The sequence below is a fragment of the Caulobacter flavus genome, from assembly GCF_003722335.1.
GTDB lineage: Bacteria > Pseudomonadota > Alphaproteobacteria > Caulobacterales > Caulobacteraceae > Caulobacter > Caulobacter flavus.
The window spans coordinates 4,687,430-4,708,127 of record NZ_CP026100.1; the positions used below are offsets into that span (position 1 = coordinate 4,687,430).

Below are 20,698 nucleotides of genomic sequence, written 5' to 3' on the forward strand. Positions count from 1 at the left end.
CCTGCACCGGTTCGCTGCGGTCCAGGCTCATGGCCACAGCCCCTTAGCCCGCACGCTCGGAAAAGCCCGATCCGACACCGCGCCATCGCGCCACGACGGCTCAACGAACAGACCCGAAGCCGCCGCGGCCTGTCGGGGATCGCCCCTCGCCGCCGCTGTGGTAGCGCCGATAGCGGGGACCAAGGCGCGCACGTAATCCTGGGTCTCGCGTGGCAGGGGCCGCCCCACGGCCAGATGTTGGGCATACCGCTCGGGGCCAGCGTTATACGCCGCCAGGAACCCCGGCGATCCGAACCGGTCGTACATCCGCCGCAGGTACGCCGCGCCCGCCAACACATTGGCCCGCACATCGTAAGGGTCGTCGCCTAGCGCCATTTGCGCGGAAAGCTCGCGCCAGGTCGCCGGCATCAGCTGCAGGAGCCCCATGGCCCCCTTGCTGGAGATCGCCCTGGGCCGACCGGCGCTTTCCACCCGGATCACGGCCAGGATCCAGGCGTGCGGCAGACCAAATCGGAGGGCCGCCTCGTCCACCGCAAGAGCGATTTCGTCGCCAGGATCAAGGGTCGCGGCCTGGGCGATGGGCGCAGCCGAGGCTGCGCCGGCCGCGCACACCAAGGCCAAGGCGAGCGCCATAGCCAAGGGCCCGCGGCTTCGCCGCCAAGGCGCAAGAGTGCCGATCGTCTCGTTCGCGATGAGCGTGCGGCCGTGCTCGCCACCGTCAAGGGCAGGGCGCGACACGCGCCGGCCTGACGGCCGCCCTTGACCGCGCCTGCGCGCGACCGCGTGTTGGGCCTCGACCGGGACGAGGAAATGACCGGCAAGCCGACCGAACAAGGAAATGAGGCTTGGCGCGCTCATTTCGCAGGGCTCCAAGTCCATGCGGGTCGGGCCTGTCCGATCACCTGGCGGCGGGAGATCGGCCCGAAATAGCGGCTGTCGAGGCTGTTGGAGGCGTCCGGGTTGAGGAGAAAGACCTCGTCGGCGCGCAGCCGTCGGCAGCCGGAATAGGCGGTCAGTTTGCGGCCGTGACGATCGGCCGGCTTCATGCGGGCGGCCAGGCGTCCGTCAATGAAGAGCGCCCCGCCCTGCCCGCAGACCCGTTGCCCTTCGACAGCCGCGACCTCCTTCAGCAGGGGCACGTTGAGCGGCAGATAGCCCCGGATCGCCATCCATCGGGCAAGGCCCGGCGGCGGCCGGACGGCGGCCAGCTCGCCCTTGGCGTAGTGGCCGGGCGTCACAAGGTAGAAGCCGATCGGGGCGCTGGCCGTGGTGTTCCATAGCAGTCGGGGCGCATGGGCGGAGCGACTGGCCGCGCAGACCAGCAGGCAGCCGGCCGCGCCCGCGGCCAGGGTGGCAAGAACCCGGCGGCCGCTCACAGCCCGATCCTCCGGCGCATCCGGAACGCCCTGTGGCGCGCGCGATCATAGCCGCGGGCTGGCAGGCCCACGCCGAGGCGCGCGCCGACATGACGCCAATAGTCCGGCGCGGCCTGGCCGGCCGGAACGCCCAGTTGTTCGACGCGGTCGATCGCTTCGAGCACGGCCTGGACCTTGGTCCAGCCGTGGATGTCGAGCAGGATTTCGGCGCCCGGACCGACTTCGGGATAGGTGGTGAAGGCCTCGCCCGACCGAACGGCGCGCAGGATGGCGATCCGGGATTCGACCGTGCCGTACTCGCCGGCCCGCCAGCGCACGAAAGCAAAGACCGTATCGGGCGCGAACATCACCGTACGTCGGCGGCGATCGTGGACGGTCTCGCCGATCACGTCGCCGAAACGGATCCAACGTTCGATACGGTCGGCCAGGAACAGCAGATCGACCCGGGTAATGTCGCTTCTGGGGTGCTCAACCACGGTTGGCGCGCTCCAGATAGGCCGGCGCGATGGCGGCGTGCTCCTGGGCCGGCGGCGTGGTGACGGCGGCGAAGTCGCTGGTCGACCGGCGCATTCCGCGCCGCGACCAGGCCTCCAGGTCAGCTAGGGCGTAGACGATCCGCCCCCCGTTCTTGCGATAGACGGGCCCAGTTCCGTAGCACCGATATTTGGCCAGGGTGCTTGTCGAGATGCGCAGATGCTTGGCCGCTTCCGGCGCCAGGAGGAGGCGCTCGGCGGCGACGTCGTTAGGAATGGACATTGCCGGATCCTTCGGAAGCCGCCGGAAAGCCCTGGAAATCGGAGGGCGGCTCCGGGAAAGCCTCGCTCACGGCATGCCCGCCGAGGGATGGCGAAGACCGGAGGGGGGCCATTTTCGCCCCTAGGAAGGATCAGAACCCGGCGCGGAGCAGCTGGAGGTATCCGCCGGCCATGAGCGCCCTGCCCCGCCGCACTAGGCGTGCGGTGACATCGCGCACGCTGGAGGTGGCGAAGGCGGCGTCCTGGACGGCCTCCTCGCCGAAGAGATCGCCCGCGATCTGCCGGTGGCTGCGACCGCTCAACGACCCGTCGAGCGCGAAAAGGCAACGCGCAAGCCGCTCTCGCTGCGCCAGGCTGAGCCTCGACTTGGGCGGCGCGGGCGTCAGGCTGGCGCGCCGAAGCGCGTCGACAGCCCGGACCCGAAGATTGAAATCGGCGTCGTAGGCCAACACCACGAGCAACGGTCCGGCGGGCGACGCTTCGCCGCGCAGTTGCACCTGCAGGCCGCTGGGCAGGCGGATGTGGCGCCCGTCTTCGCCCTCGACCGGCTCGCGCAAGGACGCCGGTAAAGCACGCGGACGGCCAAAGGACGCGCGCTCCAGCGGCACCACCAGGCCCGGGGCCACGTCGGCGCGCCATACGACGCCGGCCTCGTCGGCGCCCAGCTCCGGGTCAGCCGGGGCCGACAGTCCCCAGCGCCGGTCGAGCCGGTGGCCCACCTCGGCCTTCCGGCGGTAGTCAGCGCGGTAATCGGGATTGCGGCGCAGGAACTCCCAGCAGAAGGACGGGACGGTCAGGCCAAGAGACGCGCGCCAGCCCCCGCCCCCGCGCACGCCGGGCGGCCGACCCTTGCCAGGACTGGCGTTCGGCGCGGCCATGAGGCCATGCGGACAGCACTTAGAGGATCGCGCATCGCAAAGGCGCTAATCGGACCCTTACGATACGGATGACGGCAGCAATCTCGCGCGAGAACGGCAACGATCCGCGATCAGGTCGGCAACCAACTGGTCCGTACCCGGCGCTTTGTGGCGCCGTTCAGCGAAACTAGGCGCGCCGCAGGTCCAGGCCCGCTTCGATCAACGCCTTCACTGCGATGAGCTCGGGCTCGCCCAGCGCGGAGACGATCTGCAGGATTTCCACGAGCGTATCGTTGGCGGATTCACTCACGACGAAGTCGCCGTGCTGGAAGAGTTCGACCGCATTTATGTTGAGCGCGCGCACTAACCGAACGATCGTCTCGAACGTTGGACCGGCTTTCCCATTCTCGATGTTCTGGACCGCGCCGGGTTGGCGGTCGATCAGCTCAGCAAGTTGGGCCTGCGTGAGGCCAGCACGCGTGCGATGGTGGCGAACGATCGCACCAACCTGCTCTTCAAGCCGCGCCATACACCCTGCCCAACTATCGACTTGGGCGAAGCTTCCTTGACCAACCCGGCACCAGACAGCTTTTCAGAATGTGTAATTCGGAAAATACATCTTCTAAAACTCGCTCTCTTGTAGGATTCTGTGGGTGTTCACAGGTGGACCCGCCCCATGGATGGCTTTTCTCCTCCGGTCGCCGCCGCCCCGACCACGCTCGAAGCGTGGTTCCGGCGGTACGGCGCCTGGCTCACCCCGATCCTCCGACGCCGTTATGGCGACTTGGCCGAGGACCTTACGCATGAGGCCCTGTTGCGGGCCGCCGCCCGCGGCAGCGAGACGCCAAACCACAAGGCCTTCCTGCTCACGATCGCCGACAACCTCGCGCGGGATCACATGCGCCGGCAGCGCCGCGAGAGCACGCACGCCACCAAGAGCGAGCCCTTGACGCCACGCACCACGCCCGCGTCGCAGGAACAACTGCTGCAGCTGAAAGAGATCGTGCTAGCCCTGCCGCCAGAGTTGCGCGATGTTTTCGTGCTGACCCGGCTGCGAGGCCTGACCTACTCCGACATCGTCGAGCTCCGCGGTATTCCGCTGGGCACGGTGAAGGATCGGGTGCGTCGCGCGTTCGCGCTGGTGTCGGCGGCCATGGGGGACGAGGGCGGCCCGTGTGATGACCAACAGTAGCGAGAAGATCCCGCGGTCGACCCAGGAGGCGGCCGATTGGTTCACGCGCTTGAGCGATCCGGTCATCGAGACCGAGGATCTCGAGGCCTTTTCCCGTTGGCGGGCCAAGCCCGGCAATCGCGCCGCCTACGAGCGGATCGAGGACATCAGCCAGTCCATGCTCGCCCTGACGGACGACCCCGACATGAAGGTCGCCGTGAACAAGGCGATGACCAGGCCGCGCGAACCGCGCGCCGCGCCGGTGTCCTGGCCCCGCCTGCGGCTGCTGTTTATCGGCGGCGTGACAGTCGCGGCCTGCCTGGCCGCCGGCGTTTTCTATGTCCGCCAGCCCACCTACCAGACCAAGGTCGGCGAGACCTTCAGCGCGCGCCTCGAAGATGGTTCGCGCATCCAGCTCAACACCGACAGCGCCGTGCGGGTGCGCTACAGCGCTGGGGTTCGGCGCATCGAACTCCTGCGCGGCCAGGCGCTGTTCGAGGTCGCCCACAATGCCGCGCGCCCCTTCATCGTCGCCGCCGCCGACACCCAGGTCCGCGCGCTCGGCACGCGCTTCGAGGTCCGTCGCCAGGGCGACGAGGTGCATGTGGTGCTGGCGCAGGGCAGCGTAGAAGTCACCGACCGAGACGCGCCCAACGCGCACTGGCGTCTGGCTCCTGGCCAGGCCATCCAGGTGGCGACGCGTGCGCCCGCCGCGGCCAAGCCGGTGGCGGTGGACGTCGCGACGGCCACCAGCTGGACGACCGGCAATCTGACGCTCCAGGACATGACCCTGGCCGACGCGGTGGCCGAGCTCAATCGCTATAGCCGCGACAAGATTCTCCTCTCCGACGGCGTTCCGGCGGACCATCGCGTCAGCGGCGTCTTCCCGGCGGGCGAGAACGGCGACTTCATCGCCGCCGTCTCGGCGCTCTATGGCCTGGAGACCGTGCGTCTGCCCAACGGCGACGTGCGCTTGCAACCCAAGGTGACAAGCGCCTCCTGACGTCATAATTTTTTCACGAAGGCCATCCTCCTCCGCCGCGTCGGACGTCTCCCTTTCGCACAACGGCGGTTTCCAGCGGATCCTCACGATCACGCCCGCCCTGTGGCGGGGGAAAGTCGAGATGACGCGAGTGAGCGTGAGTTTGTTGTCGGGCGTATCCTTGGCCGCGCTGGTCGCGACGGCCGCGGCGCCAGCGATCGCGTCGGCGCAGGACATGGCGGTGACGATCGCCCTTCCCGCCGGCCCCATGCAGAAGTCCCTGGTGGCGCTGGCCAACCAGACCAATGTGCGGATCCTGTTCGAGAGCGAACTCGTCGCCGGGCTGTCGGCTCCGGCCCTGCAAGGCCGCTACACCGCGCGCGAAGCGGTCGAAAAGCTGCTGTCGAACAGCAGCGTGAGCGTCGAACAGATCAGACCGGGCGTCCTCGTCCTGCGTCCCCTGCGCATGCCGGTCAGCGCGCCCGTGGCCGTCGGCTTGCCGCCGACCAGCAGCGACAGCCCTGCCGCCGTGACCCAGAGCGACCCGACCCTGGTCGATGAAATCGTCGTCGGCAGCCACATCCGGGGGGTCAAGGACAGCGCCTCGCCGGTGGTCGTGCTCAGCCGCGAAGACATCGACCAGGCCGGCTATGCGAGCATCGCCGAAGCGCTAACCGCCCTGCCCCAGGCCTTCGGTGGGACGGCCAGCGAGGATAGCCTGGCCACGGGCGCGGACCCCAACGGCACCAACATGATGCGCGGCACGGGCGTGGATCTGCGTGGCCTGGGCGCGGACGCCACCCTGGTGCTCGTCAACGGCAAGCGCATGGCCGGGGCCGGCGTGTACGGCGACTTTGCCGACATCTCCTCGATCCCCTTCGCCGCTGTGGGCCGGACTGAGGTGCTGCTCGACGGCGCTTCGGCCCTCTATGGCTCCGACGCCGTGGGCGGCGTCGTCGACATTCGCCTGCGGACTGATCTGGATGGCGGCGAGAGCCGCGTGTCGGCCGGCGCGGCGACCCAAGGCGGCTACTCGCGCTATTTGGCCAGCCAGGCGCTGGGCAAGACCTGGGCGGGTGGCCACGTGCTGGCGGCCTACGAGTACACCCGCAATGAAAACCTGCATGCGGCCGATCGCGCCTACGCGGGCAATGCCGACCTGCGAGTGCTGGGCGGTACGGATCGGCGAAGCACCACCAGCGCCCCAGGCAACATCCTGCGTCTCAATGCGGCAGGGGCCTATGTGCCGACCTATGCGATCCCCGCCAATCAGAACGGCGTGGGTCTGACGGCGGCGGATTTCGTTGCGGGCACCGTCAACTACACCAACCAGCGCGGAACCTACGACATCCTGCCCCAGTCGGAGCGGCACAGCGCCATAGTCTCCGTCGGTCAGGACGTGGGGGCGGTGGAACTGACCGGCGATTTTCGGTTTGCCCATCGCGAGATCGACGCCCGCAACGGGGCCTCGACCGCGACCCTGGTGCTGACCGCCGCTAATCCGTACTACGTTTCGCCCACGGGCCAGTCGTCCGAGCGCATCGCCTACTCGTTCCAAAACGAGGCTGGCGGCGTGCGGAATTGGGGCGTCAGCGAAAGCTTGGGCGCGGCGCTCGGCGCGAAGGCCCGGCTCGGCGCCGGGTGGAATGCCGACCTCTCGGGTGTCTACGCCCAAGAAATCGGGATCAGCCACAGCACCGGCCAGGTCAACAGCACCTATCTCTCCGAGGCGGCGGGCTTGAGCGCCGACAGCGCGCTGACGAGTTTTAGCGCGGCCCGCGATGGCTATTTCAATCCCTATGTCGGGACCGGCTATTCCAACCCCAAGGCGGTGCTCGACTTCATCCTCTCAGGCTGGGATCTTTCCAAGAGCCGCAACGAGCTGAAGTCCGTCAATCTGGTGTTCGACGGCCCCCTCCTGCAGTTGCCGGGCGGCAAGCTTCGTCTGGCGGTTGGCGGTCAACTCCGCCGCGAGGAAGTCCGGACGGGCGGAGCGCGCTTCCTGTCCGGATACGTCCAGACCGCTAAGGTTACGCGGGCCTTCAGCCGCGATGTCAAAAGTCTGTTCGCCGAACTGAACGCACCGTTGGTCGGACCAGACAACGCCTTGCCCTTCGTCGAGCGGTTGGAATTGTCGCTGGCGGGCCGGATCGAGGACTATGACGATGTCGGCTCGACCCGAAACCCGAAGGTCGGCGTGATCTGGTCGCCCAGCCACGACCTGACCTTCAAGGCCACCTATGGGACCTCGTTCCGCGCTCCGGCGCTCTACGAGCTGAACGCGCCCTATTCCATCACGCCGATACTGGTGAGCTACAATGGCGGGCAGGTCGCCTCTTTGGTCTATACCGGCGGCAATCCAGACCTGAAGCCCGAGACCGCCAAGTCCTGGACGGCCGGGGTGACCTACACGCCGCAAGGGGCGCCGGACCTGACCCTCGGTCTGAACGCTTATCGGACCGACTTCACCAATCGGGTCGGCTCGCCTGTGGTGCTCGCCCAGGCCTTGACCTCGGCGGAGTATGCGCCGTTCCGCACCTTCGTCAGCCCCGCCTCCAACGCCGCCGACCGCGCGCTGGTGCAGGCGATCATGGCGGACAGCCATGCCTCGGGCACCTCGGCCTACTCGGTCGATACCTATGGCGCGGTGATCGACCTGCGCAACGTCAACACCGGCAGCCTTGTGGTGCAGGGCATGGACGCCACCATCGCCTACGGCACGACCGTTCGCGGCGATCCGCTGGACCTGAACGGCAGCCTGACCTGGCTGCAGCACTACAAGCGAAAGCTCACCCCGACCTCGACCGAAGTCGAGCTGGCGGGCCAGGCAGGGTATCCGGCCGACCTTCGCCTTCGTGTGTCGGCGACCTGGACCCACGGTGCGGCCGCCGTCACGGTAGGCCTCAACCATGTCGGCGACACCTATGCCGACACCGGCCGACGTATCCACCCGTGGACGACGGCGGACCTTCAGGCCCGCTTGCGCGGCAGGATCTTCGGCGTCGACGGCCTCTCGGTCGCGCTTACCGTCCAGAACCTCTTTGATCAGGATCCGCCCTTCTACGACAATCCGGCCGGCTACGGGTATGACCCCGCCAACGCCGACCCCATCGGCCGCATCGTCAGCTTTCAGCTGACCAAGGCCTGGTAGCTCCAGGCCCTATTCCCACGAAAAATCGGAGACTTCACCATGCGACGCTTCGCGGCGCTTGCGGTCGGCTGCGTGCTGATCATCCCGGGGGCGGCGCAAGCCGCCCCCTACACCGTCGATCGCCTTCTGGCCCTGGAGCAACTGGGCCCGGCGCGGATCGACCCCAGCCAACGCTGGCTGGTCGTCCAGACCTATGCCCCTTGGAACAAGGCGCCGACCTACGATCTCGATCTCGTCATGAACCTGGGGCTCGGCCGAATTCGGGTCTTCGACCTGAAGGCTGGCGCCGCCGAGCGGAAACTCGATCTACCAAATGGCGCTGGCTACACCGCCCTGGTCGTCTCCCCACAGGGCCGCCAACTGGCGGTGGGCCGGCTGATCGGCCACGCTTTTGAGTTGGGCGTGGTCGACCTGGAGACCGGCCAGGCGCGCTGGCTCGGCGTCACACCGCGCCAGCAGACCTGGGGTCCTAGCGTGTTGTGGCGCAACGAAGAGGAACTGTTGGTCTCCGCGCGCCCGGCAGACGCCCCTGACATTACTTTCGGCTATGGCTATCTTGGCCAAGAGCGTCTCGCTGAGAAGACCGCGGCCTCGGCGCGGGGAGCGCTCGGCTCAACGGTGATGGGCAGCGGCCAGTTTCGCGGTCTGAGCCCCACGGCGCCGGCCATCGGTCTCGTGAGCATAGACCTGCGGTCAAACGCCCGCCGCATCCTCGTTCCCGGCCAGGTCCGAGACATGAGCCTGTCGCCCGACGGACGCGCCGTTGCCGCCGTCGTCCAGGGCGAGACCATCCAGTATGACCTGCCCGAGCCGACCACCTCGGCCTCCAGCTCCAACCGCAATCACCTCATCCTGGCTGATCTCGACAGCGGCCGAGCCGTCGAACCTTGCCAGGCCTGCGATCCGATGGATCGCTTCCTGGCCTGGGCGCCGAACGGCCGCGAGGTTCTCGTCTACGCCCGCCAGGGCGAGATGGGCTATCGCGACGGCGGGCGGTTTTGGCGTCTGTCCGTTGACGGTGCGGCCCGCGCGCTCGATCTGGGCGCGCTCAAGCCGGTGTTCGGCGAGACATACGACACCGCAGGCGTCCCGCTGGGCGGATGGCTCGGCGGCGCGCCCGTCGTCTACGCCCAGCCAGCGGGCGGCAGAGCCGACTACTGGCGGATCGAGCCCGCTCGCGTGGTCAATCTCACGGCTGCGCTTCCGGCGGGGGGCCGTGCGATCGGCGCTGACGACGGAGCCTGGGCGGTCGCGGCGGCGGGCGAGATCTGGCGCGTGACGGCGCGAGAGGCGCGTCCCTGGGGCGTGTCCCAGACGGCGATCACGTCGCTGGCCACGCCGCCCGCCGGCTTCCGGGGATCCCAGAACTACGTGCCCCCGCTCGCCGACTTGGGGCTGGCTCGAACGGCGTCCCCCACCCTCCCCTGGCCTGGCCAACGTCTGCCGCCCGCGCCAGCCGAAGGCCGCATTGTCGGCCAGACGTCCCTGGGCGCGATTGACGCGGTCAAGGACAGGCGCGGTGTTGAACGCATCCTCCTGGCTCCGTCCGCTTCGGCCGAACAGACCCTTGTCACCGTCAACGCTGACCTGGCGAAGGTCGAATCCTCGGTCCCAATCGCCATTAGGCACAAAGGCTTGGACGGCAAGGACCTGACCAGCTGGCTCTACCTCCCGCCCAACAGCGCGCCTGGGGCGCGCTTGCCAGTGGTGGTGATCCCGTATCCCGGATTCAGTTACGACACCCCGCCCCGCGTCCAGCAGCCGGGGGTTTTATGCCCGTCGGTCAATGCCCAAGTGCTGGCCGCCCAGGGCTACGCGGTCATTCTACCGTCCATGCCCTATCTGGACAGGCGCGAACCGATGGCCGGACTGGCCGACCAGATCTTAAGCCCCGTCGACACGGCCGCCGGTCAGGGCCTTGTCGATCCCAACCGGGTGGCGATCTGGGGGCATAGCTACGGCGGCTATGCCGCCATAGCGGCCGCGACTCAAAGTGCGCGCTTCAAGGCCGTGATCACCACGGCAGCTGGGTTCGACCTGGCCGCCCTCTATGGCCGCATGGGGCCCGCACAATACCTTGCCCCCGAAACGGGCGTGACGATCTTTGCCACAACCGGATGGCAGGAGACGGGCCAGGCGCGACTGCGGGCGCCGCCGTGGAAAGATCGTGACCTCTACACGCGCAACAGCCCGATCACCTATGTGGACCGGATCAAGGCGCCCATCGCGATCTTCCATGGCGACGCCGACAAGGGAATGGACCAAGCCTACACTCTGTTTGGCGCGCTCTATCGCCAGAACAAGGATGCGATCTTCGTCACCTATCATGGCGAAGGGCACAGCTTTTATGCTCCCGGGAACGTGAGGGACTACTTCGCACGGGTCGTCGACTTGCTCGATCGGACCATCGGACCTCATCAAGGCGTCCCGACACAATAATGCCCCGCCTGGTCAGTGGGCCCGGAGGCCTGGGCTATGCGCTCTCGCCAGCACCTGACCCAGGCCTCCAGGGCCAGTAGAATAAAAATCTCCGACGAGAGGTTGGTCCAGATCAAACGCTCGGGGAGCAAGGCGGCGTCGAGGCTTGCCAGGTCCAGCAAGCCTGCCGCCGCCAATTCGCCTTCCAACAGATAAGGCCGCACAGCATCCAGGCTAAGCGCGAGACTTTGGGCGAAATAGGCTGAAAGAGCGCCCTTACCGCGCCGCGCGAAAACGGCCTCCGGCAGTCGGTCGGCGAAGGCGCAACGGGCGAATGGACGATCATTGGCGCCGACGGCCAGACGCCCCGCCGCGAGGGACAGGCAAAACTCCACCACCGGCTGGCTCATCAACGGATCAATGACCAGCCCGGAGCGTGAGCGCTGACTCTCACCAAACGCGCTAAGCCCGTTGACCAGAGCCAGCACCTGCAATTGCTTGGCAGGCTTGAGGTCCCGCGCCTCGGCCAGCCAGGGATGAAGGTCTGGCAGGCGCGCCGCAGCGGCCGGCGAGAGGAACAGCTGCACGCCCAGCCCCGCTGTCAGATCCTGGTTGGCAAGGCCCCGCTTGAGCATTGACCAGACCGTGGTGGCGTGACGGCGCGCCAGGATTTCCAGGCCGCGCAAGCGCCCCCCGGCGCTGGCGCCGGCCAGCACGTCGCGCACGAGAGCCGGATTAGCCGACTGATAGAGCATCGCGTCCCCGCCCCGCCCCGTGAACATCGCCTCCACGCCATTCTGGGAAAGGCGCGCGGCCAAGTCGGCGTCATGGTCGGGGTCACCGCCGAGATAGTTCGGCCGTGGCCCACCGGCGGCGGCCACCAGCTTCTCGGGCTCGATGCGGAGCATGTCCCGTTCGACCACCACCAGTGGGACGCCGACCCTGTCGGCGACCGCCCGGGCGTAGACCTGCTCATCGCTTTCGGCGAAGGGAAAGGTATGATTGACGCCGTAGATCAGAGGAGCCTGGACCTGGGCCAGGCTGCTAGCGACGATCGCCGAGTCCAGCCCGCCGGAGATTTCGCAGAAGACGCCCTCGCGTCCGTAAGACCAGGCCGCGACTACACCATCGACCACGGACCGCAACGCCTCGGGCGGCGCGTCACGCCATGGCGCGGCAGCCAGCCTCGCGGGTGACCAGAGGCGGGGCCCACGGCCTTCTGGTCCCGCAAGGACGCCAGATGGGTAGCTCGTCACGCCGACGAGCGGGCAAAGATGGCTGGCCAGGTTCTTCTGACGCAGGATCGTGGCCACTTGCGCCCAGTCGATCTCGAGATCGGCGGGCCACAAGGCCGGCAGATCGGGAAGGCGCGACCCGATAAAGCGCAGGCTCCCCCGTCGCCACCCGATGGCGTCCATGGCGCCGAGGGGATCGCGCAGGACCTGGGCAGGGCCATGGTCGTCGTTGAGGATGGCCACATACCGCCCAAAGCCCCGCGCGACCAGACGCCGGGCGATCCCTTCCGGTTCGGTCCCAAAGCCCATCAGTTCGAGATCCCGCCCAAGCCCGGATCGGGCAGCCTGGACGTCAAACACCTCGCCGATGAGGGATCCGCCGACGCCGGGCAAATGTCGGTAAGTCGCTGGCTGCGCCTGCTCAAGAAACACCGAGAACCAGCGCCGCTCGGCGACTTTCTTCCAGGCCCCCGTCGCAAGGACGAGGCTCTCCGCCTCGCGCCAGGCGCTAAGGTCGCTTCCAGCCTGGGTCTCGATGACCAGATAGTCGCGCATGTCACACCACCAGGATCGGGGTGAAGGCGCCGACCCGGCCTGGCGTGTCGTCCAAGACCACCTCTCCGGCTTGCAGCCAGCAGTGGGCCTGGAAGGGCCAGGTGCGCACGCCGAACACCCAGGCGGTCGCGTGGCCGCGGCGTGCGAGATAGAGGCGCTGTTGGAGACTGCGCATGAGGCAAAGCCCGGCCCTGGGCAGCCAGGGCGACATGGCGGCGAAGCGGCGGCTTTCCTTGAGCAAGTCGGGTGAAGCCGGCGCGAAGGCTGCGGGTTCAACCGTTCCCACCAAGGCGAGAATGTCGGCGAAACTCAGCCGATCGATGGCTCGGGCGGCTGTCAGATTGGCCGACAGCGCTGCGGCGATCGCCGATGCGCTAAGGCCCGGCGTCGCCTGGTCGTCGGGATCAAGACCGCCATGGACCGCGCGCGCGCGAACCGGCGCGATGCTTGCGCCGCCCATCAGGGTCAGCAGGCCCGCCTCGATCAGGTCATCGGCTGCGGCAGACGGATCGGCCAGGACGCCGCCATCGGATTGCAGCGTTAAATGCGCGGCGGCGTCGAGCAGGCAGAAATAAGCATCGGCCTCGATATCGAGGAGGACGATCTCGCCGCCGACGCGCGCCGCGCGAACGTGCGGCGCCAGCCAGGCCTGCATGGCGTTACTCCCTCAAAGCTGGCCGGCGTCGCCGCCAGATCAGACGCCCCAGCAGTCGGAGACGTCCATGCTCTCCTGCTCGCCGAACGGCAGGTGCGCCTGGGTCAGAGCCTTGGCCGACCCGAAGCGGATCAGCCGAAACGAAGCCTTGCTGTTCATAGGAACAGTCCTTCTGATGCGAGGTGAACGAACTGCGCCGCCGGCGCCGTGACGCGACGGCGGCGCGCCCCGTACGGCGCCTAGATGCCGTACTTGTCGGAGACGTCCGACGACTCCTGCTCACCGGTGGGCAGGTGAGCCTGGGTCAGGGTCTTGGCGGAGCCGAAGCGGATCAGCCGGATTTTGGAACGGGTCATGATGACCTCCTTTGGGCTGGTGACAGCCGCAAGTTGCGGCGTTCCAAGGAGGCGACCGACGCGATGTATATTCAAATCTATATTTGCGGCCGTCGAACGCCTCGTCAGGAGAGCCCCAAGGTGCGAGCCAGGATGTCGCCGGCGCGCCGGGCGCGGCGACGGCAATAGCGGCGCGCCAGCGTCGCCAGAGGTCGGCCGGACGCCCCGGCCCCGATCGCCGCGATGATCGCTTCTGCGTCCGCGCGCCCCAATAGCGCCGCCTCGGCCGGCGCGAAGGGCGCCAGCTGCGCGCTCACCCTCAAGAGCGCCCTGGCCAGGGTCCGGCTTGACGTCAGGCTCGCCAGCAAGGCCAGGGGATCGCCCGCCTGGTCTGGCGCTGCCCGGTCCTCGACCCAACGATCGTTGGCGGCCGCGATGGCGAGGATCGCGGCCAGGTCGTAGCGGTCGGCCAGGCTGCCCCTGTCGAGCGCCAGGCCCCGGTAGCCGCCGGCCGTGCGCACCACCAGCCCCTCGCCCGACAGCTTGGCGAGGGCTTCGCGGACCGGGGTCGGGCTGACGCCCAGCGCCTGGGCCAGGGGAATGACCGCCAGCGGCGCGCCCCGAACGGCGTCCGGCTGGGTCAGGCGCTGTCGCAGGGTTTCGAACGTGCGGTCGAACGGATCGCGATCTCGGCCCACGGCGCGCGCCCTCCTCGTCTTCGGGACGCCAAGTGTTCCGGCGGCGGATCAAGCCGTCGACCATGCACCGGCCAGGAGGTGGATGAAGAGCGCCTGGCGACGCCCCTTGCCCCGTCCCGCCGAGTCGGGCGGCAACGAACATCAATTGTTAAGCTTAAGGCTTGCCGCAAGGTCAGCAGTTTGTTGCCGAAATCTACGCAACCATACCCATCGCGTAACAGTGTTCATTTTCAGGGCGGAGTTTCAGATACACATGGCGGCATCAACCTAAATTATCTCAGAAGCTGACTTGCCGGTCCGGTTTTTTGCTTATCTACTATCCCCAAGGTTGTTGCGGTGACTTGGAGTATCGTATGGCCGGGCCTGCGAAGACGCCGCTCGGGCGACAGTCTCAGCTTCGCGCGAGGATCATCCAGTCCCTCGTCAAGGAGCGCCGGATGTCTCCAGAAGAGGTGGCGGCTGGGATGGGGGTTTCGATCCGCACCTATCGGGACTTCTCCAACGGAAAACGCGCCTATGACTTCAATAAGGTGCGGCTGTTCGCGCGGGCCACGCGGACTGACCCCACGGCCATCCACCTGGGCATACAGTTCAACTGGCCAGAGCTGCCGATCCTGCTGATGGACAACAAGATGGCCACAGCCGCCTTCGTGATGATCCGGGATCTGCATGGCGAGCACGGGGCGCGTCTGGCCAGCGTGCCCGCCAAGCTTTTGGTGGCGGGCTTCCGTCACATCAGCGAGGAAATCCGCAAGTATTTCGAGCGGCGCGACGCCAGCATCGAGGCCTATATCGAGCGCGCGATCGCGCAGACCTATGGCGACCCGGATGAGGACGAGGAGCCGCCGGAGGGCGAGGCCTGAGCCTGGCCCTCGGAGTTCGGCTTGTCGGCCGCCTTCTCCGGGTCGCGGCGGATCCAGGTCAGGGGCAAGACGCCGCCTTCGGCGGCCATGAGCCTGACATTAAGCGGACCGGCCCAGGTGGGGTCGTCCAGCTTGACGTTCAACAGTGCGCCGCCGCCGTCGTTGGCCTTCCAGGCCGCCCCGACCTCGCTGTCGCCCAGTTGGACGATGAAGTCCGGCCCGCGCCCGCTGGTGCGCCCCGTCGCGACGAATTTCACCGCCGCGTCGCGGAGGGCCAGGGTGTTGATGCGGCCGACGAAGCCTTCGCCCTCGCGGCGGAACTGACCGATGATCGACATGTGAAGTCCTCACTGGCGCCCGCCGATGGATGGAATGGCGGGTCCGGGCCGGCCGGGGGAGGCGCCGGCCCGGACCCGCCGGCCGGCCTCGTGGGGGGAACGAGGGATCAGCCTTCAGGCGCGGACATCGACAGAGGCGCCTGGCGGGCGGTTGGAGACGCCTGTCCGGTCGCGCCAAACCCTTGTGGCGCAACGCCTTTGCGCCCTCAATCCACCGAAAAACGCCGTCAAACCAAAAGACCGCCTGGGAAAGAAACGGAACATCCGCCAGCCTCTCCGGGCGGATGGACTCGACTCGCCGTCGATGATGTTCCATTTTTGTTCTCATCGTGAGATCGGGGAGGCCGGCATGGCGGGCGACAGCGAGGTGGTGATCGACAGGGTCAGCTTCATGAGCCTGCATCATCATGACGGCCGGTTCGTGCGCGGGGCGGGGCTCTTCGCCTTCGCCCGCCGCGACCCCGACGGCGGACGCACGATCTTCTGCCTGGAGCTGGCCCAGGACATCAGCCGCGAGGCGGTCAGCGGCCACCGCGCCTGGAGCCATGCGCTGACGCGCGGCATGAACGAGGTGCTGGTTCACCTCGCCGGCACGCAATCGGCGCCCGGCGAGATCCTCCCCGGCGCGCAGTTTCCGCCGCTTCGCTACGACCTCTACGACGATGTCCAGGTCGGGGACCGGGAGGGGGACCAGGACGAAGCCGGCGACGAGACCTTCGCCGCCGGCCAGGCCGAATGAGGCCTCAGGTCTTGGGCTGAAGGTCGGTCAGATAGTCGACCGCCTTCTGGGCTTGGGCGGCGGCGGTGAAGATCGCCCGCTTGTCGCCTTGCAGCACGCTCAGCCAGCTGGCGAGATAGCTGGCGTGGTCTGGCCTTGGCGCAGGGTCACGCCCAGCTGCGCGCACAGGAACGCCGCGCCCAGCTCGGCCACCAGCTCCTCGCGCGCATAGCCCGCATCGCCCCACGCCTTACGGCCAAGGTCGCGGTCCAGCCGCGAGGGATGGCGGGTCCAATGGACGGTCTCGTGGCCTCGGGTGGCGTAGTAGTCATGAGCGCTGGCGAAGGCGGCAAACGCCGGAAGCCGAATGCGGTCCAGGGCGACATTGTAGGAAGCCTCGTCGCCGCCATGGATGACCACAGCGCCGGTGGCCTCCAGGAAGGCCTCGGCGCGGGCGATGCGCTCGCTCTCGGTCAGGATGGGGGCCTTGGCGGTGAAGCGTTCGGGCAGGCCGTCGATCTGCTCGATATTGAACACCGTGTAGGCCTTCAGGAAGGGGATCGAACGCTCGACGTCCTGGCCGGCGTCGTCGGCCTCCTGTCGGGTGATGCGGTTGGCGTAGACGACCATGGTCCCCTTCTCGCCCTTGCGCACCGCCCCGCCCAGTTCGAGGGCCTGGCGGAAGGTCATCCAGATCGGCGCGCCATAGCCGCGTTCGGCGGCGGTGGCCCACAGCACCAGGGTGTTGACGCCGCTATAGGGCTCGAAGCTGTAGCGCAGGGGCCGGGAGACGGGTCCGGCGCAGTGGCCGGCGGCCCAGGGCTTGGTCCAGGGGGTCACGCCCTTGGCGAGGTCGGCGAGGATCTGGTTGGTGATGGTCGAGTAGAGGTCTTGGCGGGCGCCGCCGTCTTGGCGAGCGACGGGGCGCGAGGTCTTTTGGGCGCGCGGCATGGCGGCCTCCTTGCGATGTCGGGGAAAGGGGGCTCCCCGCCGCGTGGCGGCGGGGAGGGTTTGGGGACGGCCGGTCAGGCCTCGTCGTCCGGCTCGGCCTGCGGGCGCTTGTCGGCGTCGCGCTTGACCGGGCGGGTCCAGACCAGATCGAAGCCGGTCTTCGCGGCGAAGAGCTTGGCGTTGATCGGACCGGGGAAGCTGGGGTCGTCCAGGCTGACCGACAGGAACTCCACGCCCTTGTCGGAGGTGTATCTCCACGCCGAGCCGATTTCGGCGCCCTCGGCGTAGAGGCGGTAGACGGGCTGGTCCTTGGCCGGATCGCCGTCGATGCTGCGGAATTCGACCTTGGGAACGTCGAGCTTCAGCGTCTTGATGCTGCCGGTGAAGCCGTCCTTGGAGGCACGGAAGGCGCCAATGCGGGCCATGGGAAGTTCCTTTCGCTCTTTCGGGCCGCGCTCATCGCGGCCTCGATGGCGCGCCAAAGACCGGGGTCGGGCGAAGGTCGGCAGGACGCCGCCGCCGCAGGCGGCGCGGACCCGGAGCAGAGCGGAGGACCGCCGGGGACGGGTTTGTTGCCTCGCGAGGAAGGCGCGCCCCGCGCGCCGGGGAAGAAACCCGAAGCCAAGGTTGACGGCGTTCACCGCCTCGGTCCGGTTGCAGCCCAGGAGAGGCCTGCGCGGAGCGTGGTTTGAAGAGCGCCAGGAACGCCCTGGCCCGCAGGGGCGTCGTCCGTGCCGCCAGGGACGGCTTGCCGGCGGCGTCGAGCGCTGAACAAAACCCGCCCAAGGACGATCACCGCAGCATCGAGGCCGGTCTGGACGTAGCCAGCCCGTCTGCCGCCTCTACGCCGAGGGCGCCGGATCGGAGAAGCTTGGATATCGCTTCCGACACCGGCGTCGTGTTCCTATCGGTCAGCCTGGACGACCCGAGCTTTCCGGGGCCGATCAACGCCCAGTCCTCCGAGGCCAAGGCCGTCGTCTGGAGCCGCCGGTCAAACGCGATGGCGACACGCGTCCGCAAGCCGAGCCGGACGACGAGGCCTGACGGTCCGCTCGCCAGCCCTTCCGTCGCGATGCGGCGGGGAGCCCCCTTTCCCCGACATCGCAAGAAGGCCGCCATGCGGCGTGAACAAGGGGCCGGGCGGCCCAAAGCCGCCCGGCTCCCCCCCGCCCTACTCGGCGGCCAGCAACCCAGCCTCGGGCGGCTCGGTCCCGGCCGGGGCCTGAACCTCCTCGTCCACGCCGTTGGTCGCTTCAGCCTGCGCCGGATCGCCGTCCGGATCGGGCGCCACGGTAAGCGACCGGGTCCGCAGCAAGGCCGGGAGCCAGCGGGCCTTGACCAGATCAGGCTCGGCCGCCGCGATCAGGTCGCCCTTCTTCAGGCCCGACAGGCGGCTGGCGGTGTCAGGCGAGACGGCCTCGGCCAGCGCCGAGAGCACGTGGCCCTTGGTGACGCGGCCAAGGTAGCGATCCTGGGTCGGCGACCAGAACGCCGTCATGTCCAGGTCCGTGGCGGTGGCCAGAACCTCGGCATGGTCCAGGCGCGGACTGGAGCCGCTGAAGGCGCGCACCGCATCGACGCTGCGCGCGACGCAGTAGGCCAGGAGGCTGGCGCGGCTGTCGCCATCCAGGCCGACCACGAAGTCCCACATCGCTTCGGGCTCGGACGGCGCCTGCTTGGCCCATTGGTCATGCCGGGTTCGCAGGGCCTCGTAGGCCGGACTGGTCTTCACCCCCTCCCCGTGGTCGGGCAGGAAGGCCGACCCGGCCCGGATGTCCAGGCAGGTGGCGCGCCCGGCCCCATGGAAGGCGCAGAGCGCCAGGGCGTGGGTCAGGGCCACCAGGGCAAGGTCGGGATCGTTCGATAGGGCCAGCCGAAGCCCCGCCGTGCGATGGGCGGTGAGGTCGGCGACGAGCTTGGCCGACAACGGCGCCATGGCTCCCCTCCCGGTCTCTTCAACCTCCTCGACCTCGTCACCCTCCCCGCCGCTGTCGCCGTCGCCGTCTCCGGCGGCTTCCTCGTCGGGGCCGGTCTCGTCGGCCGGAGCCTGAAGCACGTCCTCGGGCGGACGAGGCCGCGTTCGACGCGCGGCTGGCCGTCATAGCCGAGCACGATCCAAACCCCTGCGCGAGCCAGATCGTCGGGGTCGTAGGCCTCGACGACGTCCTGGGCCAGATCGGCCTCGATGGCGCTCAGCCGCGCCTCGACCTCGGCGGGCAGGTCCTCCACCGCGCCCCAGGTCTCGCCCAGCGCCTCATACTCCTGGGTCAAGGCTTCGCGCTCGGCGAGCCTGTCCTGGCCCAACACGACGGGCTTGGGCCAGACCCGCGCCAGACCATGGCCGTGCGGGTAGTCCAGATGGATTTGCGACCACTTCCAGCCCTCGGCCGCCTGGAAGCGTTCGACCATGGCCGTGAGCTTTTCGACCACCAGCCGATCGACCAGGGCCGGGTCGGAGAGGTAGCCGCCGTGGTCCTCGGTGAAGAGGTCCCGGATGACGTGGCCGCCCGCCGCGACATAGGCCTCGATGCCGACGAACATCACGCGGCGGTCGGTGGCCTGGACCGTCTTTTCGGTCATGGCCCGGCGGATGGTGGTGGGGTGGGGCTTGGCGTCAGCGAAGAGCTCCCAGACCTGGAGTTGACGCTCGCGATCCTCCGAGACCGCGAAGGCGGTCAGCTGATCCAGGGTCAGCGCGCCGTCCCGATAGCGCTGGATGAGATCGGGATGGACCGCGCCCAGCCGCAGGCGCTCGCGCACCACGGCCGGGGTGACCCCGAACCGGGCCGCGATGGTCTCCGCGCCCAGGCCCTCACCCTCAGCTAGGGTGCGGAAGGCTTCGAACTCGTCGGCCGGGTGGAGAGGTTCTCGGGCGTAGTTCTCCTCAAGGCTGACTTCGGTGGCGAGATTGCGCTCGTCCACGAGGCAGCGCACGGGCGCGGTCTTGGGGATCAACCTGCGCTTGGCCAAGAGCCGCAGGGCCAGACGCCGCCCCTCCCCGGCCGTGACCAGGGCGTAACCGGTCTCGGACCCGTCGGCCCGGCGCTCGGGCCGCACGACCGGCAACTGGATCAGGCCCTTGGCCAGGATCGAGGCGGCGCGGCGTTCGATCACCGCCTCGCTGTGCCCGGCCTTGCGGACGTTGTCTGGGTCGCGCTTGAGCTTGTTGAGGGGGTAGACGCGCTCGGTCCCGGTGAAGACTTGGCCGGTCTCGGTGAGGATCGAGGGCTCGGTCCGAAGCGAGGCTTGGGCGATGACCGCCTTGGAAGCCGTCCCTTGCGCGGCGGCGGGGCCTTGGGTGGTGGAACTGGACACGGACATAAGAGGTCTCCCGTTGAGGGTTGGGGTCAGGCGCGGGTTGCGCCTGACCCCTGCCCGTCGGCGAGACCGGGGGGTGCAAACGGAGCGTCGGTTCGCGGGGAACCGGCTGCAGGGCCTCGCTGCCCTGCGCGCGGTTCGATGAAGGTTCGGGCGAGCCCGAAGCTGGGCGGAACCGATGCGAAGTGCGCCGGGGGGCAGCGCCCCCAAGCCACGCGGCCGCGCCAGCGGACGCCGACAAGGGCGCCGCCAAGCGGCTGCGCCGGGCCCGCGCCGCGGGCCGGGCTCTGATCGCCGCCCGGACCCGCAGGCTCGCGCTCCG

General features: G+C 68.5%; 19 protein-coding genes and 1 pseudogene. 6 read left to right on the forward strand and 14 right to left on the reverse strand.

What is annotated here, in order from left to right; genetic code table 11:
* Positions 1-27: 27 nt before the first annotated feature.
* From C1707_RS21405 to C1707_RS21430, 6 genes are all read right to left on the reverse strand, one after another.
* Complete coding sequence (locus C1707_RS21405) at positions 28-858, reverse strand: lytic transglycosylase domain-containing protein (RefSeq protein ID WP_240633774.1); 831 nt, start codon at positions 856-858, stop codon at positions 28-30.
* Positions 855-1,376 (reverse strand): S26 family signal peptidase, encoded by a 522-nt coding sequence (locus C1707_RS21410; protein ID WP_101714634.1) that lies wholly within the window; start codon positions 1,374-1,376, stop codon positions 855-857. Before C1707_RS21410 ends, C1707_RS21405 begins: the two co-directional genes overlap by 4 nt.
* Complete coding sequence (locus C1707_RS21415) at positions 1,373-1,852, reverse strand: DUF2840 domain-containing protein (RefSeq protein ID WP_101714633.1); 480 nt, start codon at positions 1,850-1,852, stop codon at positions 1,373-1,375. Before C1707_RS21415 ends, C1707_RS21410 begins: the two co-directional genes overlap by 4 nt.
* Complete coding sequence (locus tag C1707_RS21420) at positions 1,845-2,132, reverse strand: helix-turn-helix transcriptional regulator (RefSeq protein ID WP_101714632.1); 288 nt, start codon at positions 2,130-2,132, stop codon at positions 1,845-1,847. Before C1707_RS21420 ends, C1707_RS21415 begins: the two co-directional genes overlap by 8 nt.
* A 130-nt stretch (positions 2,133-2,262) precedes the next feature.
* Positions 2,263-3,009 (reverse strand): DUF2285 domain-containing protein, encoded by a 747-nt coding sequence (locus C1707_RS26860; RefSeq protein ID WP_219619886.1) that lies wholly within the window; start codon positions 3,007-3,009, stop codon positions 2,263-2,265.
* 166 nt (positions 3,010-3,175) lie between these two features.
* A complete protein-coding gene (locus C1707_RS21430) occupies positions 3,176-3,517 on the reverse strand; it encodes a helix-turn-helix domain-containing protein (protein ID WP_101714631.1) in 342 nt (113 codons plus the stop codon).
* A 147-nt stretch (positions 3,518-3,664) separates the two neighbouring features.
* Between C1707_RS21430 and C1707_RS21435 the strand changes: the two genes are divergently transcribed.
* The 4 genes from C1707_RS21435 to C1707_RS21450 all read left to right on the forward strand — a co-directional run bounded on the left by C1707_RS21435 (position 3,665) and on the right by C1707_RS21450 (position 10,731).
* Positions 3,665-4,180, forward strand: a complete 516-nt coding sequence (locus C1707_RS21435) for an RNA polymerase sigma factor (protein WP_101714630.1) — start codon at positions 3,665-3,667, stop codon at positions 4,178-4,180.
* A complete protein-coding gene (locus C1707_RS21440) occupies positions 4,167-5,162 on the forward strand; it encodes a FecR family protein (protein WP_101714629.1) in 996 nt (331 codons plus the stop codon). The genes C1707_RS21435 and C1707_RS21440 overlap by 14 nt, the downstream gene beginning before the upstream one ends.
* Positions 5,163-5,322: 160 nt before the next feature.
* The gene (locus C1707_RS21445) at positions 5,323-8,292 is read left to right on the forward strand and encodes a TonB-dependent receptor (protein WP_240633775.1); all 2,970 of its coding nucleotides are present in this window, start codon (positions 5,323-5,325) and stop codon (positions 8,290-8,292) included.
* A gap of 39 nt (positions 8,293-8,331) precedes the next feature.
* The gene (locus C1707_RS21450) at positions 8,332-10,731 is read left to right on the forward strand and encodes a S9 family peptidase (RefSeq protein WP_101714627.1); all 2,400 of its coding nucleotides are present in this window, start codon (positions 8,332-8,334) and stop codon (positions 10,729-10,731) included.
* Here C1707_RS21450 and C1707_RS21455 read toward each other — a convergent pair.
* The 3 genes from C1707_RS21455 to C1707_RS21465 form a co-directional block, all read right to left on the reverse strand.
* Positions 10,710-12,500, reverse strand: a complete 1,791-nt coding sequence (locus tag C1707_RS21455; protein WP_101714626.1) for an asparagine synthase-related protein — start codon at positions 12,498-12,500, stop codon at positions 10,710-10,712. The two genes, C1707_RS21450 and C1707_RS21455, sit on opposite strands and share 22 nt — an antisense overlap.
* Position 12,501: 1 nt before the next feature.
* Positions 12,502-13,155 (reverse strand): lasso peptide biosynthesis B2 protein, encoded by a 654-nt coding sequence (locus C1707_RS21460; RefSeq protein WP_101714625.1) that lies wholly within the window; start codon positions 13,153-13,155, stop codon positions 12,502-12,504.
* 460 nt (positions 13,156-13,615) lie between these two features.
* A complete protein-coding gene (locus C1707_RS21465) occupies positions 13,616-14,188 on the reverse strand; it encodes a GntR family transcriptional regulator (RefSeq protein WP_101714624.1) in 573 nt (190 codons plus the stop codon).
* Positions 14,189-14,541: 353 nt separating this feature from the next.
* Here C1707_RS21465 and C1707_RS21470 point away from each other — a divergent pair, with 353 nt between their 5' ends.
* Positions 14,542-15,051 carry a helix-turn-helix domain-containing protein gene (locus C1707_RS21470; RefSeq protein ID WP_145998466.1) on the forward strand — a complete coding sequence of 170 codons (510 nt, stop codon included), beginning with the start codon at positions 14,542-14,544 and terminating at the stop codon, positions 15,049-15,051.
* Here C1707_RS21470 and C1707_RS21475 read toward each other — a convergent pair.
* Positions 15,003-15,389 carry a DUF736 domain-containing protein gene (locus C1707_RS21475; protein ID WP_101714622.1) on the reverse strand — a complete coding sequence of 129 codons (387 nt, stop codon included), beginning with the start codon at positions 15,387-15,389 and terminating at the stop codon, positions 15,003-15,005. The two genes, C1707_RS21470 and C1707_RS21475, sit on opposite strands and share 49 nt — an antisense overlap.
* Before the next feature lie 349 nt (positions 15,390-15,738).
* On the opposite strand from C1707_RS21475, the gene C1707_RS21480 reads away from it, so the two are divergent.
* A complete protein-coding gene (locus C1707_RS21480) occupies positions 15,739-16,128 on the forward strand; it encodes a hypothetical protein (RefSeq protein ID WP_101714621.1) in 390 nt (129 codons plus the stop codon).
* Positions 16,129-16,240: 112 nt separating this feature from the next.
* Here the strand turns inward: C1707_RS21480 and C1707_RS21485 are convergent.
* From C1707_RS21485 to C1707_RS21505, 4 genes and pseudogenes are all read right to left on the reverse strand, one after another.
* Positions 16,241-17,058, reverse strand: a pseudogene (locus C1707_RS21485) (ArdC family protein); the annotation flags it as partial.
* A gap of 74 nt (positions 17,059-17,132) precedes the next feature.
* Positions 17,133-17,483 (reverse strand): DUF736 domain-containing protein, encoded by a 351-nt coding sequence (locus C1707_RS21490; RefSeq protein WP_101714620.1) that lies wholly within the window; start codon positions 17,481-17,483, stop codon positions 17,133-17,135.
* Positions 17,484-18,229: 746 nt separating this feature from the next.
* Complete coding sequence (locus C1707_RS21500; RefSeq protein WP_123170793.1) at positions 18,230-18,994, reverse strand: hypothetical protein; 765 nt, start codon at positions 18,992-18,994, stop codon at positions 18,230-18,232.
* A complete protein-coding gene (locus C1707_RS21505; RefSeq protein WP_164467429.1) occupies positions 18,889-20,373 on the reverse strand; it encodes a ParB/RepB/Spo0J family partition protein in 1,485 nt (494 codons plus the stop codon). The genes C1707_RS21500 and C1707_RS21505 overlap by 106 nt, the downstream gene beginning before the upstream one ends.
* Positions 20,374-20,698: the final 325 nt, after the last annotated feature.

Excerpts from the sequence above, each read along its gene's own strand:
- C1707_RS21405 (WP_240633774.1), bottom strand. The coding sequence starts at position 858 with ATGAGCGCGCCAAGCCTCATTTCCTTGTTCGGTCGGCTTGCCGGTCAT.
- C1707_RS21420 (WP_101714632.1), bottom strand. The coding sequence starts at position 2,132 with ATGTCCATTCCTAACGACGTCGCCGCCGAGCGCCTCCTCCTGGCGCCG.
- C1707_RS26860 (WP_219619886.1), bottom strand. The coding sequence starts at position 3,009 with ATGGCCGCGCCGAACGCCAGTCCTGGCAAGGGTCGGCCGCCCGGCGTG.
- C1707_RS21430 (WP_101714631.1), bottom strand. The coding sequence starts at position 3,517 with ATGGCGCGGCTTGAAGAGCAGGTTGGTGCGATCGTTCGCCACCATCGC.
- C1707_RS21435 (WP_101714630.1), top strand. The coding sequence starts at position 3,665 with ATGGATGGCTTTTCTCCTCCGGTCGCCGCCGCCCCGACCACGCTCGAA.
- C1707_RS21440 (WP_101714629.1), top strand. The coding sequence starts at position 4,167 with ATGACCAACAGTAGCGAGAAGATCCCGCGGTCGACCCAGGAGGCGGCC.
- C1707_RS21450 (WP_101714627.1), top strand. The coding sequence starts at position 8,332 with ATGCGACGCTTCGCGGCGCTTGCGGTCGGCTGCGTGCTGATCATCCCG.
- C1707_RS21455 (WP_101714626.1), bottom strand. The coding sequence starts at position 12,500 with ATGCGCGACTATCTGGTCATCGAGACCCAGGCTGGAAGCGACCTTAGC.
- C1707_RS21460 (WP_101714625.1), bottom strand. The coding sequence starts at position 13,155 with ATGCAGGCCTGGCTGGCGCCGCACGTTCGCGCGGCGCGCGTCGGCGGC.
- C1707_RS21470 (WP_145998466.1), top strand. The coding sequence starts at position 14,542 with ATGGCCGGGCCTGCGAAGACGCCGCTCGGGCGACAGTCTCAGCTTCGC.
- C1707_RS21475 (WP_101714622.1), bottom strand. The coding sequence starts at position 15,389 with ATGTCGATCATCGGTCAGTTCCGCCGCGAGGGCGAAGGCTTCGTCGGC.
- C1707_RS21480 (WP_101714621.1), top strand. The coding sequence starts at position 15,739 with ATGGCGGGCGACAGCGAGGTGGTGATCGACAGGGTCAGCTTCATGAGC.
- C1707_RS21490 (WP_101714620.1), bottom strand. The coding sequence starts at position 17,483 with ATGGCCCGCATTGGCGCCTTCCGTGCCTCCAAGGACGGCTTCACCGGC.
- C1707_RS21500 (WP_123170793.1), bottom strand. The coding sequence starts at position 18,994 with ATGGCGCCGTTGTCGGCCAAGCTCGTCGCCGACCTCACCGCCCATCGC.